The sequence below is a fragment of the Thermotoga sp. Cell2 genome (genome assembly GCF_000789375.1).
Taxonomy (GTDB): Bacteria; Thermotogota; Thermotogae; order Thermotogales; family Thermotogaceae; genus Thermotoga; species Thermotoga petrophila.
This window is the reverse complement of sequence record NZ_CP003409.1, coordinates 995,386-1,011,795: the sequence shown is the minus strand read 5'-3', so window position 1 is coordinate 1,011,795 and position 16,410 is coordinate 995,386. Positions and strand designations below refer to the sequence as shown.

General features: G+C 47.3%; 19 protein-coding genes and 1 riboswitch. Of the genes, 6 read left to right on the top strand and 13 right to left on the bottom strand.

What is annotated here, in order from left to right:
• Positions 1–753, bottom strand: a complete 753-nt coding sequence (gene cas6, locus CELL2_RS05050) for a CRISPR-associated endoribonuclease Cas6 (RefSeq protein WP_011943639.1) — start codon at positions 751–753, stop codon at positions 1–3.
• Positions 754–1,034: 281 nt separating this feature from the next.
• On the opposite strand from cas6, the gene CELL2_RS05045 reads away from it, so the two are divergent.
• On the top strand, positions 1,035–1,454 hold the full coding sequence (locus CELL2_RS05045; RefSeq protein WP_004082361.1) for a ferredoxin family protein: 420 nt from the start codon (positions 1,035–1,037) through the stop codon (positions 1,452–1,454).
• Positions 1,455–1,468: 14 nt separating this feature from the next.
• On the top strand, positions 1,469–1,843 hold the full coding sequence (locus tag CELL2_RS05040; RefSeq protein ID WP_011943640.1) for a NifB/NifX family molybdenum-iron cluster-binding protein: 375 nt from the start codon (positions 1,469–1,471) through the stop codon (positions 1,841–1,843).
• Positions 1,844–1,873: 30 nt separating this feature from the next.
• On the opposite strand, the gene CELL2_RS05035 is transcribed toward CELL2_RS05040, so the two are convergent.
• The 3 genes from CELL2_RS05035 to CELL2_RS05025 are packed head-to-tail and all read right to left on the bottom strand — an operon-like array spanning position 1,874 to position 5,522.
• On the bottom strand, positions 1,874–4,471 hold the full coding sequence (locus CELL2_RS05035; protein WP_038033134.1) for a valine--tRNA ligase: 2,598 nt from the start codon (positions 4,469–4,471) through the stop codon (positions 1,874–1,876).
• A gap of 31 nt (positions 4,472–4,502) precedes the next feature.
• Positions 4,503–5,003, bottom strand: a complete 501-nt coding sequence (locus CELL2_RS05030; protein WP_004082364.1) for a chromate transporter — start codon at positions 5,001–5,003, stop codon at positions 4,503–4,505.
• 3 nt (positions 5,004–5,006) lie between these two features.
• The gene (locus tag CELL2_RS05025; protein ID WP_012896292.1) at positions 5,007–5,522 is read right to left on the bottom strand and encodes a chromate transporter; all 516 of its coding nucleotides are present in this window, start codon (positions 5,520–5,522) and stop codon (positions 5,007–5,009) included.
• 112 nt (positions 5,523–5,634) lie between these two features.
• On the opposite strand from CELL2_RS05025, the gene guaA reads away from it, so the two are divergent.
• The 4 genes from guaA to hflC all read left to right on the top strand — a co-directional run bounded on the left by guaA (position 5,635) and on the right by hflC (position 9,544).
• Complete coding sequence (guaA, locus tag CELL2_RS05020) at positions 5,635–7,140, top strand: glutamine-hydrolyzing GMP synthase (RefSeq protein ID WP_038033136.1); 1,506 nt, start codon at positions 5,635–5,637, stop codon at positions 7,138–7,140.
• Positions 7,141–7,144: 4 nt separating this feature from the next.
• On the top strand, positions 7,145–7,768 hold the full coding sequence (locus CELL2_RS05015) for an N-glycosylase/DNA lyase (RefSeq protein WP_004082367.1): 624 nt from the start codon (positions 7,145–7,147) through the stop codon (positions 7,766–7,768).
• A gap of 11 nt (positions 7,769–7,779) precedes the next feature.
• Positions 7,780–8,706 carry an FtsH protease activity modulator HflK gene (gene hflK, locus CELL2_RS05010; RefSeq protein WP_038033138.1) on the top strand — a complete coding sequence of 309 codons (927 nt, stop codon included), beginning with the start codon at positions 7,780–7,782 and terminating at the stop codon, positions 8,704–8,706.
• Positions 8,707–8,791: 85 nt separating this feature from the next.
• Positions 8,792–9,544 (top strand): protease modulator HflC, encoded by a 753-nt coding sequence (hflC, locus tag CELL2_RS05005; protein WP_241208621.1) that lies wholly within the window; start codon positions 8,792–8,794, stop codon positions 9,542–9,544.
• A 12-nt stretch (positions 9,545–9,556) separates the two neighbouring features.
• Here hflC and CELL2_RS05000 read toward each other — a convergent pair whose 3' ends face one another.
• The 9 genes from CELL2_RS05000 to CELL2_RS04960 form a co-directional block, all read right to left on the bottom strand.
• A complete protein-coding gene (locus CELL2_RS05000) occupies positions 9,557–10,372 on the bottom strand; it encodes a glycosyltransferase (RefSeq protein ID WP_128080941.1) in 816 nt (271 codons plus the stop codon).
• Positions 10,341–10,838, bottom strand: a complete 498-nt coding sequence (ribH, locus tag CELL2_RS04995; RefSeq protein ID WP_004082371.1) for a 6,7-dimethyl-8-ribityllumazine synthase — start codon at positions 10,836–10,838, stop codon at positions 10,341–10,343. The genes CELL2_RS05000 and ribH overlap by 32 nt, the downstream gene beginning before the upstream one ends.
• On the bottom strand, positions 10,835–12,001 hold the full coding sequence (locus CELL2_RS04990) for a bifunctional 3,4-dihydroxy-2-butanone-4-phosphate synthase/GTP cyclohydrolase II (protein ID WP_038033143.1): 1,167 nt from the start codon (positions 11,999–12,001) through the stop codon (positions 10,835–10,837). The genes ribH and CELL2_RS04990 overlap by 4 nt, the downstream gene beginning before the upstream one ends.
• A complete protein-coding gene (locus CELL2_RS04985) occupies positions 11,976–12,548 on the bottom strand; it encodes a riboflavin synthase (protein WP_004082373.1) in 573 nt (190 codons plus the stop codon). Before CELL2_RS04985 ends, CELL2_RS04990 begins: the two co-directional genes overlap by 26 nt.
• On the bottom strand, positions 12,533–13,579 hold the full coding sequence (gene ribD / locus CELL2_RS04980; protein ID WP_038033144.1) for a bifunctional diaminohydroxyphosphoribosylaminopyrimidine deaminase/5-amino-6-(5-phosphoribosylamino)uracil reductase RibD: 1,047 nt from the start codon (positions 13,577–13,579) through the stop codon (positions 12,533–12,535). The genes CELL2_RS04985 and ribD overlap by 16 nt, the downstream gene beginning before the upstream one ends.
• 59 nt (positions 13,580–13,638) lie before the next feature.
• Positions 13,639–13,760, bottom strand: a riboswitch (FMN riboswitch).
• 67 nt (positions 13,761–13,827) lie between these two features.
• Entirely contained in the window at positions 13,828–14,082 is a 255-nt protein-coding gene (locus CELL2_RS04975; protein WP_004082375.1) for a GGDEF domain-containing protein, read from the bottom strand.
• Between the two features lie 47 nt (positions 14,083–14,129).
• Entirely contained in the window at positions 14,130–15,338 is a 1,209-nt protein-coding gene (locus CELL2_RS04970) for an RNA-guided endonuclease TnpB family protein (protein ID WP_039446217.1), read from the bottom strand.
• A complete protein-coding gene (tnpA, locus tag CELL2_RS04965; protein ID WP_008194358.1) occupies positions 15,323–15,712 on the bottom strand; it encodes an IS200/IS605 family transposase in 390 nt (129 codons plus the stop codon). Before tnpA ends, CELL2_RS04970 begins: the two co-directional genes overlap by 16 nt.
• A 34-nt stretch (positions 15,713–15,746) precedes the next feature.
• On the bottom strand, positions 15,747–16,400 hold the full coding sequence (locus CELL2_RS04960; protein ID WP_231556561.1) for a cache domain-containing protein: 654 nt from the start codon (positions 16,398–16,400) through the stop codon (positions 15,747–15,749).
• Positions 16,401–16,410: the final 10 nt, after the last annotated feature.

Below are 16,410 nucleotides of genomic sequence, written 5' to 3'. Positions count from 1 at the left end.
TCACCTCTCATATTTTTTCAAGGCTACCATTCCGAATCCCATGCTATTTTTCTCTCCAAAACCCGCTTCATAGCCGATCTCTACAAGTTTTTTCTCGCCCCTGATTTTGAACGGGAAAACCACAGCTCTGACGAACGCGTTTTTCAATTTGATCCTTTTGGTTATCCGCTGACGTGATTTGATGTAATCCCAATCGGGAATGACTTCAACAGTGCCTTCTGGTTCTTTTCCGTAAAAAGCCCTGTACTTCTTCACAAGATTCTTTCTGAAAACTTCGTAGAACTCTTCTTCTTCCGGATGAAGATACCTGTGGTAAAGCTTTCCGTTGTTTTCTTCTGGTACACTGACCACAAGTGGTGACAGCATGACAAAGTGGTACTCCGACTGATCAGGAAGAGAATTTTCGATGTCAATGGATTTCACGATGAACTCTGTTTTTTCCACCCTGATCACGGGATCTTCGGAGAGAGAAGAAAACATGTACCTGACGAACTCAATAACTGGTGATGAGATGTACCACCACCCCTTTCCTGGAAATATTAATATTTTCTCACCGCTGACTCTGGAATTTTCAAAGAAAAGTTGTGAAAAAGTGAAAAACTTGAACCTCTTCCCATAACCCTTCTCGTGAAGGAATCTGGCAAAGTTTTCATTCTGTGAAGCCAATCTCTTGTAGATGAAAGAAGAAAGAAAATAGTTGTAATTCAACGGAATAGTGCTTTCCATCGCCTGAAAAGAAACTTTCAATCTCATACTGTTTCCCCCTTGAATGTCTTTGTGATAATTTTATCATTAAAATTTTCTTTGCATACTATCCTTTTTTTCTTTGAATAGTCATTATCGATGATCTTTCTGATTTAATGGTCAAGAAAAATTCCCCAAACTCTGCAATTTTTTGTTTGACCAAATATATGCAAAAAGTATATAATTTCCCTGAGGTGAGAGTCGTGAGAAAGGTCTGTCAGTGCTGGTGGTGCGGGTATTGATGTCCCCTTCCCTTACCACGAAGAAGAACAAAACGGGGAGGGAAGACTATGGCAGAGGCAAAGAACGCTCCGTTGATTGGAAAGGATGCCCTTGGTCGAGAAGTTCGTGATCTTTCTAAAGTCCCATGGTGGGGCGTGGACAGGAAAGAAATAGAGTGGTACCCAACCATCGATTACGATAAATGTGTGACATGTGGAATCTGCTTTGTAACCTGCGGAAGACGAGTGTTCGACTTCGACAAAAAAGAGGGAAAAGTGATAGTGGCGCGTCCTTACAACTGTATGGTCGCGTGTCAGACGTGCATGAACCTTTGTCCAACAGGAGCGATAAGTTTCCCCGATGCTTCCTATATAAAAAAGCTGGTTGCGCAGAACAAAATTGTGAAGAAAGCCTTTGAGATAATAAAGCCTCTCCTGGCCGAAGATCATCTGTCACCAAAGGAAACGGAAACCAAACCCGAACCCTGAGAGGAGGTGAGACAATGATCATAGCCATTCCCGTCTCCGAAAACAGAGGAAAAGATTCTCCCATATCGGAACACTTCGGTAGGGCACCGTATTTCGCATTCGTGAAGGTGAAGGACAACACGATAGTGGATATCAGTGTTGAAGAAAACCCTCTTGCACAGGATCATGTTCACGGTGCTGTCCCAAATTTTGTGAAAGAAAAAGGAGCGGAGCTGGTGATAGTGAGAGGTATCGGAAGAAGAGCCATCGCTGCCTTCGAAGCCATGGGTGTAAAAGTGATAAGGGGTGCATCTGGAACGGTGAAAGAAGTGGTGAACCAGTATCTCTCAGGACAACTGAAAGATTCAGACTACGAAGTTCACGATCATCACCACCACGAACATCACTGAAAAACAAAGAGGGGCTTTGGCCCCTCTTTTTCATTCTAGATCTCTGAGGATGGATTCGAGCCTTGCGAGACGTTCCCTGTTGGTGTTGAGTTTTTCTTTCGTTTCTTCGATCACTTCCTCAGGTGCCTTTTCGACAAAGTCTTTGTTTGCGAGTTTCTTCTCCAGACGATCTATTTCTTTCTGGATCTTCTCCATGATCTGTTTCAATCTCTCTTTTTCCTTTTCGAAATCTATGAGCCCTCCAAGATCCACGTAGACCTCTATTTCTTCCTCAACGTAGGCTGTTGCTGTCTTCGGTGGTTTTTCGTTCACGAAACTCACTTCTTCTATGTTTCCAAGGGTTTCGAGAAGAAGTTTTTCCTCTTCCGTGATCTCGTAACCCTTGATGTACACCTTCACTTTCTGAGACTGCGGCAGATTCATCTCAGCCCTCACATTCCTGACACCACGCACCATGTTCATGAGCCTGGTGAATTCCTTCTCTGCGGTTTCATCGATGAGTTCTCTCTCGACCTCTGGCCACTTCGCTATCGCTATGGATTCACCGGCCACAGGAAGTTTCTGCCAGAGTTCTTCTGTGAGGAACGGCATGAACGGGTGAAGGAGTCTCAAGGACGCATCCAGCACCTTCACAAGCACCGTCTGAACAAGGTACCTCTCTTCGGTCTTCAACCTCGGCTTTGAAGCCTCTATGTACCAGTCACAGAAATCATCCCAGAAGAAGTTGTAAATGGTCCTTGCTGCGATGTTGAAGTCGTAGTTCTCGAGAGCGTTTGTGACTTCTTCCACCGTTTTGTTGAGTCTCGTGAGAATCCATTTGTCGACTGTCTTGAGGTTTTCGAGAGGAACTTCTTTGTAATCTTCAAGGTTCATCAGAACAAACCTCGTGGCGTTCCATATCTTGTTCGCGAACTTCTTGTAAGCGTCGAAGTACCTCGGATCGAGCTTTATGTCTCTTCCCTGAGCGGCGAGTATCGCGAGGGTGAATCTCATCGGATCGGCACCGTATTCGTCTATCACCTCGAGAGGATCGATACCGTTTCCGAGGGATTTGCTCATCTTCCTTCCGTACTTGTCCCTGACAAGCTGGTGTATGTACACATGACTGAAAGGCTTGTCGTTCATGAACTCGTATCCCATCATGATCATCCTTGCGACCCAGAAGAAGATGATGTCAAAACCCGTAACGAGAAGGTCGGTTGGGTAATACCTCTTGAGATCTTCGGTTTCTTCGGGCCAGCCGAGGGTCGAGAACGGCCAGAGTGCGGAGGAGAACCACGTATCGAGTACGTCTTCGTCTTGTTTCAGATTTTTGGAGCCACACTTTTCGCACTTTTCCACGTCTTCTTCGGAGACGTTCAGATGGCCGCAATCCTGACAGTACCAGACGGGAATCCTGTGGCCCCACCAGAGCTGTCTGGAGATACACCAGTCCCTGATTTCGTACATCCAGTTCAGATAGACCTTCGTCCATCTCTCCGGGAAGAACCTTATCTCTCCATTTTCTACGGCCTCAATAGCTCTTTTGGCAAGCGGTTTTGTGGAAACGAACCACTGGTCGGAAAGCTTCGGTTCTATCACCGTGTCACATCTGTAGCAGTGCCCAACAGAATGAGTGTAATCCTCTATCTTGACGAGAAAGCCCTGTTCTTCAAGATCCTTCACTATTTTCTCTCTCGCCTCGTACCTGTCCAGTCCTTTGTATTTTCCACCGTTTTCGTTTATCCTCGCGTTGTCATCGAAGATTTCTATCATTGGAAGGTTGTGTCTTTGAGCTATGAGATAGTCGTTCGGGTCGTGCGCAGGGGTTACCTTCACCGCACCCGTTCCGAACTTCGGGTCAACGTACTTGTCCGCGACAACGGGTATTTCTCTTCCAACGAGCGGAAGAATGAGCGTCTTACCGACGAAGTTTTTGTACCTTTCATCCTCCGGGTGAACGGCGACGGCCGTGTCACCGAGCATCGTCTCGGGTCTTGTGGTTGCCACAACGATGTACTCATCGGAATCTTTGACGGGATACTTCACGTAGTAGAGTTTGGACTTGTGTTCCTTGTGTTCGACTTCCTCGTCCGAGAGCACCGTTTTACACCTTGGACACCAGTTCACTATGTACTTTCCTCTGTATATCAGACCCTTCCTGTAGAGCTCAACAAACACCTTCCTTACGGCTCTGCTAAGCCCCTCGTCCAGTGTGAACCTCTCCCTTGTCCAGTCCACCGAGGCTCCAAGAGCCTTTATCTGTTCTCTTATTTCCCTCCTGTATTTGTTAGCCCACTCCCAGGTGATCTCAAGGAACTTTTCTCTTCCGATTTCCTCCCTCGTCTTTCCCTGTGTTTGAAGAAGGAACTTTTCCACCGCGTTCTGCGTAGCGATACCCGCGTGGTCTTCTCCGGGTACCCAGAGGACATCGTACCCTTTCATTCTCTTGTATCTGACCACGATATCCTGGAGAGTTATGTTCAGAGCGTGCCCCATGTGGATCCTTCCGGTGATGTTTGGAGGCGGTATCACAATGGAGAATTTCTCTCCGACACCTTTCGGTGTGAAGTAGCCTTTTTCTTCCCAGTATCTGTACCATTTGGTCTCTATCTCAGCTGGATTGTATCTCGTCGAGAGTTCTGCCACTCTCAGCACCTCCTTTTCCTGTGATATTTTATCAGAAACCGAGGATCGCTCCGATCACTCCACACCCAAAAATGATGAAAAGAGGGTGCACCTTGAAGAAAGAACACACAAAAGCGGCAGCAGAAAGCAGGATCAACACAGGATTCTGAACGGAACTGAGAAGCGAAAGGAGCGTCACGATCAAAAGGGTTGTGGTGGCCCCTTCGAGCGCTTTCATCAACCTCACTCTCTGAAGCTTCACGTATTTTCTGAGGAAAATAGCAGTGGTGATAACCAGAATGGGAGCCCCAAGGAAAGCGAGTGTGTTCAACACAGCACCTATCAGACCAAAGAATTTGTATCCCGTGTAAGTTGCCAGGTTTATCGCAACGGGACCTGGAGTCATTTGAGCGATCGAAACCGCCTGAGAGAACTCCTCAGGAGAGAGAAAGCCACCGGTGACGAGTTCGTTCTTGAGTATTCCAACGATCGCCCATCCACCGCCAAAAGAAAGAAAACCGATCTTCAGAAAAATGAAGGCGAGTTTCAGCAAGGTTCATACCTCCTTCAGATACAGAAGCAGAACGAGCAAAATGACCACCGGAATCACGAGGGATCCATTGAGAAGCAGAACGAAAACCGCTACTCCTATCATAACGGCTCTGTAGAGATTCCAGCGCTGGTTTTTCACAAGCCGGTACAGAACACTCCCTACAAGTCCGATTATGGAAGCGTAAGCACCTCTCAGAAAACTCCGAACGTAGCTGATTCCTGAAAGAGCGCGTATCACTTCTGCAACCGCAACTATGGCAAAAAACGGTGGTAGCACAACGGCCAATCCAGAGGCGATCGCACCGTAGATACCTGCGAGTCTCCTTCCCACAAGCACCGCAGTGTTGAAGGCGATAGGACCCGGTACCACCTGAGCTGTGCTCACGATACGAAAGAATTCTTTCTCCGTCAAAAGGCCGGATCTTTCCAGTTCCCATTTCATCACGGGAATCATGGCGTATCCTCCACCTATGGTGAGGGCGGAGATCCTCAAGAAAAGGAAGAACAGTCTTCCAATCAAATTCGATCCCTCCTGAACTTCGATTTTAGAACTTTTTCCTTCAACACAAATTTCCATTGAGTTAAATCTGAATATGATTTAATAGTATCAAAAGAAACCGGGAGGGATCGAGTTGGTACTCGTCGTGGATTACGGCTCTCAGTATTCCAGACTCATAACGAGAAGGATCAGAGAAAACGAGGTCTATTCCGAAGTGGTTTTCCCCGATGACAAGGTGGACCTTTCAAAAGTAGACGCCGTGATCCTCTCCGGTGGTCCAAGAAGCGTTTATGAAGAGGACGCCCCAAAGCTTCCAGAGTGGTTCCAAGAATACAAAGGCCCAGTACTCGCTATTTGTTATGGAATGCAGCTGATCGTGAAAGAACTAGGAGGAGAGGTCAGGAGAGGACGAGGGGAGTACGGAAGAACCCTCGTGGAGCTCTCGAGGGATCCGATATTCGAAGGAATTCCGGAGAAGGTTCACGTCTGGATGAGCCACGGCGATGAGGTGGTGAGACTTCCGGAAGGGTTCCACCCGATCGCTGTGTCCGAAACGGGTGTGATCGCCGCTGCCACAGATGGAAAAAGGTTCTGGCTGCTCCAGTTCCACCCGGAAGTGCACCACACCGAGTACGGTGATCGTATGATTTCCAACTTCCTCTTCAATGTGTGTAAGCTTGAGAAAAACTGGAAGATAGGAGACCTCGTGGAAGAGAAAATAAGACACATCAAAGAGACCATAGGGAACAAAAAAGCGATCCTCGCGCTTTCTGGAGGGGTAGATTCTTCCGTTGCAGCGGTCCTCGTGCACAGAGCGATAGGAAAGAACCTCGTGTGTGTCTTCGTGGACCACGGCCTTCTCAGAAAGAACGAGCGAGAAGAAGTGGAGAGAGTCTTCAAGGAACACTTCGACATGAATCTGGTTGTTGTGGATGCCAGGAAGAGATTTCTCGAAAAACTCAGAGGAGTCACGGATCCGGAGAAGAAGAGGAAGATCATAGGAGAAGAATTCATACGAGTGTTCGAAGAGGAAGCGAAAAAACACGATGTGGAATTTCTTGTTCAGGGAACGATCTATTCAGACGTCATAGAAAGCGCCGCATCCGGAAAGACGACTGCGAAGATAAAGAGCCACCACAACGTGGGCGGTCTTCCAGAGAAGATGAACCTGAAACTGGTAGAACCCCTCAGAGACCTCTTCAAAGACGAGGTGAGAAAAGTAGGAAAGTATCTCGGCATACCGGACAGGATCATAAACAGGCATCCGTTCCCTGGCCCTGGACTCGCCGTGAGGGTGCTGGGAGAGGTCACGGAAGAAAAGCTCGAAATCCTGAGAGAAGCGGACTACATATTCATAGAAACTCTCAGAAAGCATGACTACTACGATAAAGTGTGGCAGGCGTTTGCGGTTCTTCTTCCTATAAAAAGCGTAGGCGTGAAGGGTGACGCGAGGGCGTATGAGTACGTGGTGGCGCTTCGAGCCGTGAACAGCGTGGAGGGGATGACCGCAGACTGGTCCAGGATTCCGCATGATATACTGGACGAGGCAGCAAGAAGGATCACAAGAGAAGTGAAAGGTATCGGCAGAGTGGTCTACGATATAACTTCAAAACCGCCTGCAACTATAGAGTGGGAGTGAGAACTTGGAAGAACTGCTGAAAGAACTTGAAAGGATACGAGAAGAAGCAAAACCGCTCGTTGAACAGCGGTTCGAAGAGTTCAAAAGATTGGGCGAAGAAGGAACAGAAGAGGATCTCTTCTGTGAACTCTCTTTCTGTGTTCTCACAGCCAACTGGAGTGCGGAAGGTGGAATTAGAGCGCAGAAAGAAATCGGAAAGGGTTTTGTGCATCTTCCCCTTGAGGAACTCGCGGAGAAACTGAGAGAGGTTGGACACAGGTATCCTCAAAAGAGAGCCGAGTTCATAGTAGAAAACAGAAAACTGCTGGGAAAGTTGAAGAACCTTGTGAAGGGTGATCCTTTTCAATCCAGAGAGTTCCTAGTAAGAAACGCAAAGGGGATCGGCTGGAAAGAGGCAAGCCACTTTCTCAGAAACACCGGTGTGGAAGACCTCGCCATTTTGGATAAACACGTTTTGAGACTCATGAAAAGACACGGCCTGATTCAGGAGATACCAAAAGGATGGAGTAAGAAAAGATATCTCTACGTGGAAGAGATCCTCAGAAAAGTCGCCGAAGCGTTTGGAGAATCTCCCGGGAAGTTCGATCTCTACCTGTGGTACCTTGTGAAGGGAAAGGTGGATAAATAGGGGGTGATGGGGTGCGAAAATACGTGTGGATAGTCGTTTTCATTGTGCTGGGAATCTACTTTCTCACCGGTGTGTATCAGGTAGGACCCTCCGAAGTCACCCTCCTCAAGACTTTTGGAAGATTCACCTCGGTCGTTCCTTCAGGAATCCACTACCACCTGCCATATCCGATTCAGTCTCATGTGACCGTCGACGTCACAACTGTGAGAAAGATCGAAATAGGATTCAGAAGCATTCAACGAGGGGAGAGGATCTCTTACCAGTCGGTTCCTCAAGAAGCCATAATGATCACAGGAGACAACAACCTCGTGAGTGTGGAAGCGGTGGTTCAGTACAGGGTGAAAGACCCCGTCGCTTACGCCTTCAACATCACAGAAGCGGATTCCATCGTGAGATTCACAACAGAATCTGTTCTTCGTGAGAAGGTAGCGATGAGAAGCATCGACGACGTGCTCACCTCAGGAAGAGATGAAATAGGATTCGAAACTGCCCGGATGCTCCAGGAGATTCTCGATTCCTACAACTGCGGTATAAAGGTGGAAAACGTTTATCTCCAGGAAGTGGTCCCGCCAGATCCCGTTGTTGACGCCTTCGACGATGTGAACAACGCTCGTCAGGACAAAGAACGTCTCATAAACGAGGCAAGAAAATACGCCAACGACGTTGTTCCAAAAGCCCAGGGACAGGCACAAGAGATACTGAGACAGGCAGAGGCCTACGCTCAGGAAGTTTATTTGAAAGCACTCGGCGAAGCGAAAAGATTCGAAGAGGTGCTGGAAGAATACTCAAAGGCTCCTGATATCACGAGAAAACGAATGCTCCTCGACGCTCTCCAATCTTTGCTTGAAAAATCCGAAAACAAGGTTTTCTTCGTGGGAAACGGTGATTCTCTGAACATTCTCAACATTTCCGACCTTCTGAAGGGGATGGGAAAATGAAAATCTGGATGATTTCTCTTCTGATCATTCTGATCGTGGTGGGTGCGATCCTTCTTTTTACGTCCTGGATCAGACACAGCAAGCGGTGGTTCTGAGGTTCGGAAAGATCGTTGCAGTAGAAACGGAACCTGGGCTTCACTTCAAACAGCCGTTCGTTGATAATGTGGTGAGATTCGATAAAAGAATCCTCCTCTACGATATAGAACCAGAAAAGATCATAGCCGCCGACAAGAAAACACTCGTGATAGACACGTACGTTCTCTGGAGGATAAAAGATGCGGAAGCGTTCATAAAATCACTGAAGAGCGTGAAGCTCGCTCTTCCAAGAATCGACGATGTGGTTTACTCACACGTGAGGAACATCTTCGCAAAAGCGAACTTCGACGAGATCATCTCCGAGAAGAGAGAAGACCTTTTGAGGGAAGTCACGGCTCTTTCAAGAGAAGATCTGAAGGACTTCGGCATAGAAGCGGTCGATGTGAGGGTGAAGCACGCCGACCTCCCCGCTGAGAACGAAAAGGCCGTGTACGAAAGAATGAAAGCGGAGAGATACAGCATCGCTGCACAGATCAGGGCTGAAGGTGAGAAAGAGGCAAGAAAGATACGTGCGGAAGCCGACAAAACAGCGAAGGTTCTGATCGCGGAAGCTCAAAGCAAAGCAGAGCAAATCAAGGGAACCGGAGAAGCAAGCGCGGTGAAGATCTACGCGGAGGTGTTTTCAAAAGACAAGGACTTCTACGAATTCTGGAGAACGATGGAGGTTTACAGATCCATCGAGAAAGGAATTCTCATAATTGGAGACGAACTCGATGCACTGAAATACCTCAAAACGAAGTGAGGGAGAGTTCCCTCACTTCATTTTCAGAAAGTTACTCACGCTGAAGAGCATTCTGAACATCCATATGTTGAACTTGTTTACCCTGTTCTTTCCGGGGCCGTAACCGAAATCTTTCACCGGTCTGAGAAATCTGTACCTCCCAGCGTTGTGAACGATGGGAATGAGTTCACCATTTTCGAGATAGAACTTCGAATCTTTCACGTAGAATTTTTCTCGGGCCGTTGAAGGGATGAAGTTGTACTTCGAAGGAAGTTCCACATGAGGATTCTTGTAGATCACGTAGTTTCCAATGACAGTATCTCCACCCCAGACGTTTATGTTTTTCAGACGTCTCTCCATTGTTCTTGCGAACTCGAGGAAACCTTCCCTTGGTGCTATTATCACACCCACGTTGAAGAGCTTTTTGTTTGAAAGAAAAGACTTTATCTCCTTTCCATTCACAAGGTCTTCTTCCTTCACCACGAGATCAATGGGTGGACTCAACTGCTCCACAACCGCTCGAAAAGCATCTCTGTGTTCCTCGAATAGGTGCGAGATGTCACTCTGGAAGATGATGTCTCCGCCATCACAAAACAGGATCTGATCGTACTCAGGATGATTCTCAAGAAAAATGGCAAGATTGATGAAACGCGTGTTGTTTATGAGTCCAGAACGCTCCACAGCCGGAAAGTTGATAACCTCTTTAGGAAGTCCTGTGAGACCGTAGTTTATGACGAGAACGTCTGTGTTGCTCAGATCCACATTTTCCTTCAGAGATCTGTACCAGTCGTTCACAAGAAAGTCCCTTATTCTGTCGTTACCTGCCGTTGCTATCAGATTCAAAAACATCCCTCCTGAGTCTCTTTCTGAGATTTGCCATTTCGATCGCTACCATCGCTGCTTCAAAACCTTTGTTTCCACTCTTTGCTCCGGCTCTGTTGAGGGCCTGTTCAAGGGTGTCCGTGGTGAGAACGCCGAAAACAATAGGAATATCAGAGGTCATGTTGAACTGCGCCACTGCTTTACCTATCTCGTTCGCCACCACGTTGAAGTGGTACGTCTCTCCCCTTATCACAGCACCGAGAACGATTATAGCATCATGCACACCGAGATCGAGGAGTCTCTTGAGCGTGTATATCGCTTCCATACTTCCCGGAATTCTCACAACCGTTATGTTCTCGTCTGAGACACCGTGTCTTTTCAGCCCGTCGAGCGCTCCCTCGAGGAGTTTCGAAGTGACAAGGTCGTTGAACCTAGGAACGACTACGGCTATCTTCAAACCTTCTCCTCTGTAGTCTCCCTGAACAACCTTCATGAATTCACCTCCCTGAAGATTTCTTCGAGTTCGTGTCCGAGCTTTTTCATTTTTGTCGAAAGATAGAACCTGTTGTGAGGTGTTACTCTTCCGTACAGTCTCTTCGTTTCGACAACTTCGATCCCGTATTTTTCAAGACCAACCGTCTTTCTTTGGTTGTTGGTGAAGAGAAGAACCCTTTCGATGCCAAGGGCTTTCAAGATCTGCACCGCCGGTGCGTAATCTCTTTCGTCTTCAGAAAAACCAAGAACTCTGTTTGCCTCCACCGTGTCCAAACCTTTGTCCTGAAGAGAATAGGCTGCAATTTTGTTCGAAAGGCCGATTCCTCTCCCTTCCTGTCTCAAATAGATCAGGATACCTCCGTGAGCTGACATGTATCTGAGAAAATTCGCCAGCTGTGAACCGCAGTCACACCTCAAAGAAGAGAGAACATCCCCGGTCACGCATTCGGAGTGTATTCTCACAGCAACGGGATCTTCGAGGGGTTCCTTAACGATTGCGAAGTGTTCTTTGCCATCGAGGTGGTTTTCGAAAGAAACAACCTTGAAGACACCGAAATCCGTTGGAAGTGTTGCTTCTGCTTTTTTCTTCATGAGAAGCTTTCTCTTCACAAATTCACGCCAGACATCGTCCATCTCCAGAACGGGGAGGGAAAATTTTTCTGAGAGCTTCAAAACATAATCCAAATTGTGAGAATTTCCCTTCTCATCCAGAATTTCCACGATCACGGCGTGACGGCTGAAGCCCGCGAGCTCAGAAATTTCCAGAGATGCCTCCGTGTGTCCTTTTCGTCTCTGGAAACCGATTCCTCCTATCACCGTGACGTGACCCGGGTATCTGAACTCATGAAAATACCTGCCTTCTGCAAGCTTTCTGCACGTTTCTGCCCTCTCCAACGCTGAAATCCCCGTGCCAGTGCCCCAGTCCACCGGCACGAAGTAGTTCGCTCCGTAGTTCGAGGAAAGTTTTACGAACCCTCTCTTCAAAAGATCTTCCTCGTCGGCTGTAACACAGAAGAGTCCCTTCCCGTATGTAACGAAAAAGCTCACAACGTCTTCGGTGATCAGTTGAGCGGGAAAAACGAAATCTGCTTCGTTCTCTCTATTTCTGTCGATCAAAATGACGGGCTTTCCTTCCTCAAAAGCCTCTCTCAGTTCTTCCACGGTCTATCACCCCTTTCAGGTAGCGAGCGATGATATCGATCTCGTAGTTAACGGGATCTCCGGGCACCAGATACTGGAGGTTCGTGTTCTCGAACGTGTGTGGGATCACCTGAACACTGAACGTGTCCAGAGAAGTTTCAACGACGGTGAGGCTGATACCGTTCAACGTGATAGAACCTTTTGGAACGATCGCCCATCTTTCCGACGGCATCGAAAAGAACATGAAATAGCTGTTTCCGCGCCTTTCCATTCCGACAAACCTGACGGTACCGTCCACATGGCCTGTTACCAGGTGTCCTTCAACTCTGCTGCCGAGAGCCAGAGATTTTTCAAGATTGTAAAAACGAGAAACGAAAAGATTGGTTCTCCTCCTCGTTTCCTCACCCACATCGAACCAGTACTCTTCTTCTGAAAGCCCGGAGACAGTCAGACACACACCGTTCACCGCTATACTCTCTCCCAGTTTCACTTCCCACGTTCTTTTGAAGAAGATCCTCTCTCCTCTGATGTGCCCTCTTTCCACCTTCTGAACTATTCCCGTGAACACGGTCTCATCTCCACCAGAAACTCCGAATCGGAAAACTCCACGTTCACCACTTTGAACTTCGGAGGAACCGAAACATCTGACAGATAACCGGAGAAGACATCAAGCCCCTTTCCGAAAATCTTCGTCGAATAAAAACCAAAAACCACATCTGCGTGATCCAAAAATTCACTGAACACCTTCGATCCGCCTTCCACCAAGACAGAATCGATATCCCTTTCATACAGATTTCTCAATATACTCTCCACAGAACAATCGCTCAGGGCCTTCTCCACGTGTGGTGGATATTCCGCCTCTTCACTTTCTGTGAAAACGATCACCCGAGCGTTTTCTTCGAACACTCTGAACACTTTCCCACTCAAAACACCCTTTCTGTCGAGGATCACCCTCACAGGATTTCTGCCTTCTTTCAGTCTGCAGGTTAGCTGAGGATTGTCCTTCAAAACCGTTCCAGCACCGACGAGAACAGCAGAGTAGATGTTTCTTATCTCGTGAACCTTGAATCTGAGTTTGTCTGTGATCCACTTGGAATCTCCTCTGTGATCAGCTATTTTCCCATCTAAGGTGGACGCGTACTTCAGCGCAACGAACGGCCTTTTCTTTGTCACATAAGTGATGAAAAACTCACACAGCTTTTTCACCTCTTCTTCCAAAACACCTTCTATCACTTCAATACCGTGATTTCTGAATTTTTCCACACCGTTTCCCGAAACAGGATTTGGATCCCTTGTTCCAATCACAACGGTTTTTATTCCACTTTCTATGATCAGATCCGTGCATGGAGGTGTCTTTCCATGATGATCACAGGGTTCAAGGGTAACTATGAGAGTTGCACCTCGTAAATCTTCTCCTTTCTTTCTTGCACTTTCTATTGCCATCCTTTCAGCGTGCGGACCTCCAAAATAGGGATGAAAACCCTCCGCGATTATCCTGCCGTCTTTCACAACGACCGCACCAACTGGTGGGTTGGGATTCACCCTTCCAAGTCCTTTCTTTGCAAGCTCTATCGCTCTTTTCATGAAAGTTTCATACATACAACACCCTCCCTGTGTAAAAGAAAAGGGACCCTCTCGGGTCCCATATAATCTCCACATCACGCTCTCTCCCATCCGGACTTTCACCGTCGGCCCCGGAATTCCACCGGGTCAACCCTCCTGAGAGGGCTCGCGGGCTTTCACCGCCGGTCGGGAATTCCACCCTGCCCCGAGAGCGTTTCTTTTGTATTCAGTTTTCTCCATTCTATCAAGGATTTATTTCCAGAAGGTGAACAGATCTTTTAACTTCATCTGCCGATCACTCTGTTTTTTCCACGCTGTTTTGCCAGATAGAGGTTATCGTCTGCTTCTTTGAGAAGATCGTCTATTGTCTCATGATCTTTCATTTCGCAAACACCGATGCTCACGGTTACATTCAAGCCGTTTTCAAAGACTTCTTTCTCGATCTTAGTCCTGATTCTCTCAGCGAGGCTCACCGCTTCGTTCAACTTCGTTTCAGGACAGAGGATCAAAAACTCTTCTCCACCCCACCTCGCAATCACTTGACCTCCTCCCAATCCCCTGAAGGGGATGGGACTTTTGGTGGCTCTCAGGCCACCTTCCATGGAGCCAAAGATGCTCCATGGCCACAGAGGTGTGGATGAAACCTCACACCTCTGACGGGGGCCAAGCCCGCTACTACCTGGCCTGTGCCAGGATACCTTTTCCAGATGTTGATTGCTCCAACTCCGTCCCTGTGATACTCAAAACCNCAGGCTTTGCAGTGGTATCTTCTTCCATTCGGCTTGTTCTTTGCACCACAGACAGGGCACGTCTTGCTTGTATTCGCTTCTGAGATGAGTTTCACTTCGATTCCGAACTGCTCTGCTTTGTACCTTATCATCTCGATGAGTTTTCTGAACTGCCACTGGTGGATCTTCTGGTTCGCGTTGTCGCTGTAGTCCGCTCTTTCTCTGATCCCTGTGACGTCTCCTATCACGATGGTTCTGATTTGCTTTCTGAGGCACAGTCCGATGAAGTTACTTGTGATCTTGTGCATGATGTCGTTGATCTGGTTTCTGAGCCGTCTCAGGACTCTTTTCTTTGCACGAACAAGCTTGTTGTACCTTCTTGATCCCTTCTTGCACTCTGCTATGGCAGACTGAAAACTTGCAAGGCGTTTGTTTCGATAGCGAAGAGTGCTGCTGAGGACTCCTCCGTGGTAGCTGATGACTTCTTTTCCATCAAAGCACGTAATGGGACGGAGCACTCCAAGGTCGACCGCCATAACACCAGAGCCAGCATTCTTCTCTTCAATCTCCACCTCTATCGCAAGGTGGAGATAGTATCCATCTTCAAAGACAAGTCTTGCCTGTTTGATGCGAAGGGGAGGTTTGAGAGGTGTTTGTACAACAAATGATTCTCGTTCTTTGCCCAAAGACAGTCTTAGGGTACCGTCTGGCAGAAGTTTTACAGCGCTTTCTTTCCATATGAACGGCAGATAGCGTTTTTTCTTGTAGGGAGGTTTTGCATCTGGATTCTTTTTGGTTGCTTTGAAGTACCCTTTGAGGGCTTGAAAGTAGAGCTGAACAAATGCCTGCTTTGAGTGGACGTGGATTTTGATGTTTTCTGCCCAGCGGAGGATGTATTTGTCTGCGGTGGGCCAGGACAGCCAGAAGCCTTTCTTTTGGTGTATCTTTCGCACAAGAGACATCGTTTTGTTGTAGATTCTTGCTGCAGTGCGGTTGAGTTCTTCGCATGTTTGACTCAGGTGTCCTGGTACGGCGAGTTTGTAGGTTCGTATCACACGTCTTGACATTCCTCGATGTACCTCCTGATAGTTTCTTCAGAAACATTACCGGCTGTTCCAACGTAGTAACTTCGAGCCCAAAGGCCCTCTTTGGTTCTAAGCTCTGGAAATTTCTCCAGCAGTTTCCTCGCTGAAACGCCCTTGAACAGGTTTGCTATCTCAGCCGGTGAAAATCTTGGAGGCGCCGATACAAACAAATGAACATGATCAGGCTGAATAGAGAGGGCCAGTATTTCTATTCCGTGTTGTTTTGCTGTGTTGCGGAGTATTCGTTCAAGTTCTTCAGCTATGGAGCCGACCAGGATTTTTCTGCGGTATTTAGGTATCCACGCAAAATGATAGTTCAGATTATAATGACTCCACCTTGTCTTCTTGATATGCATACCTATCACCCCATTCAATTATATCATAAGATAATTAACACCACAACAAACCTATCCCCCTGAAGGGGAATAGCTTGCGTGGTTGGGGTTCTGTCACAGTTTCATGGTTATCAAAAGAATGAGGAAAATTACTCAAAAGTCTCTCCAGGAGTGTTTCAACAGATATCACACCGGTCACGTTTCCCTCGTCGTCCGTGATCACCTTGCTCACGGAAAACAAAAGCTCTTTTGTTTTGAACTCCCTGTAGGGAATCCCACCGGTGGGTTTAGGTCGGGATTCGAGGGCGGCTCTGTACCAGGGTCTTACTCTTGGATCGTATCCTTCTGCGGGTTCGTAATCGTTGATCAGAAGAAGTCCATTCTCGTATCCCGAGTACAGATAGTATATATCTCTGTCTGCCTCCTGGAAAATTCTGTAGATTTCCAACACTTTTCGTCTTTCCTCATCGGTCAGATAAGGTGCATATCGTACTTCAGGAATGCGGCTCAAAACATCAACAACATAGAATTTTCTGAAATATCCGTTTATGAAGGACGTCACAGTATTGTTCACGTTTCTTATGAAATCACGGGCAGTTTTTATTCCGGAAAAGTAAAGCTGAAAGATACTCAGAACACATATCACAACAAATGCAACGATAAGAGCTATTGTTATCTTCCAGAAAAGTTCTTTTTTAAGAGAACTCATCTTTTCCCCC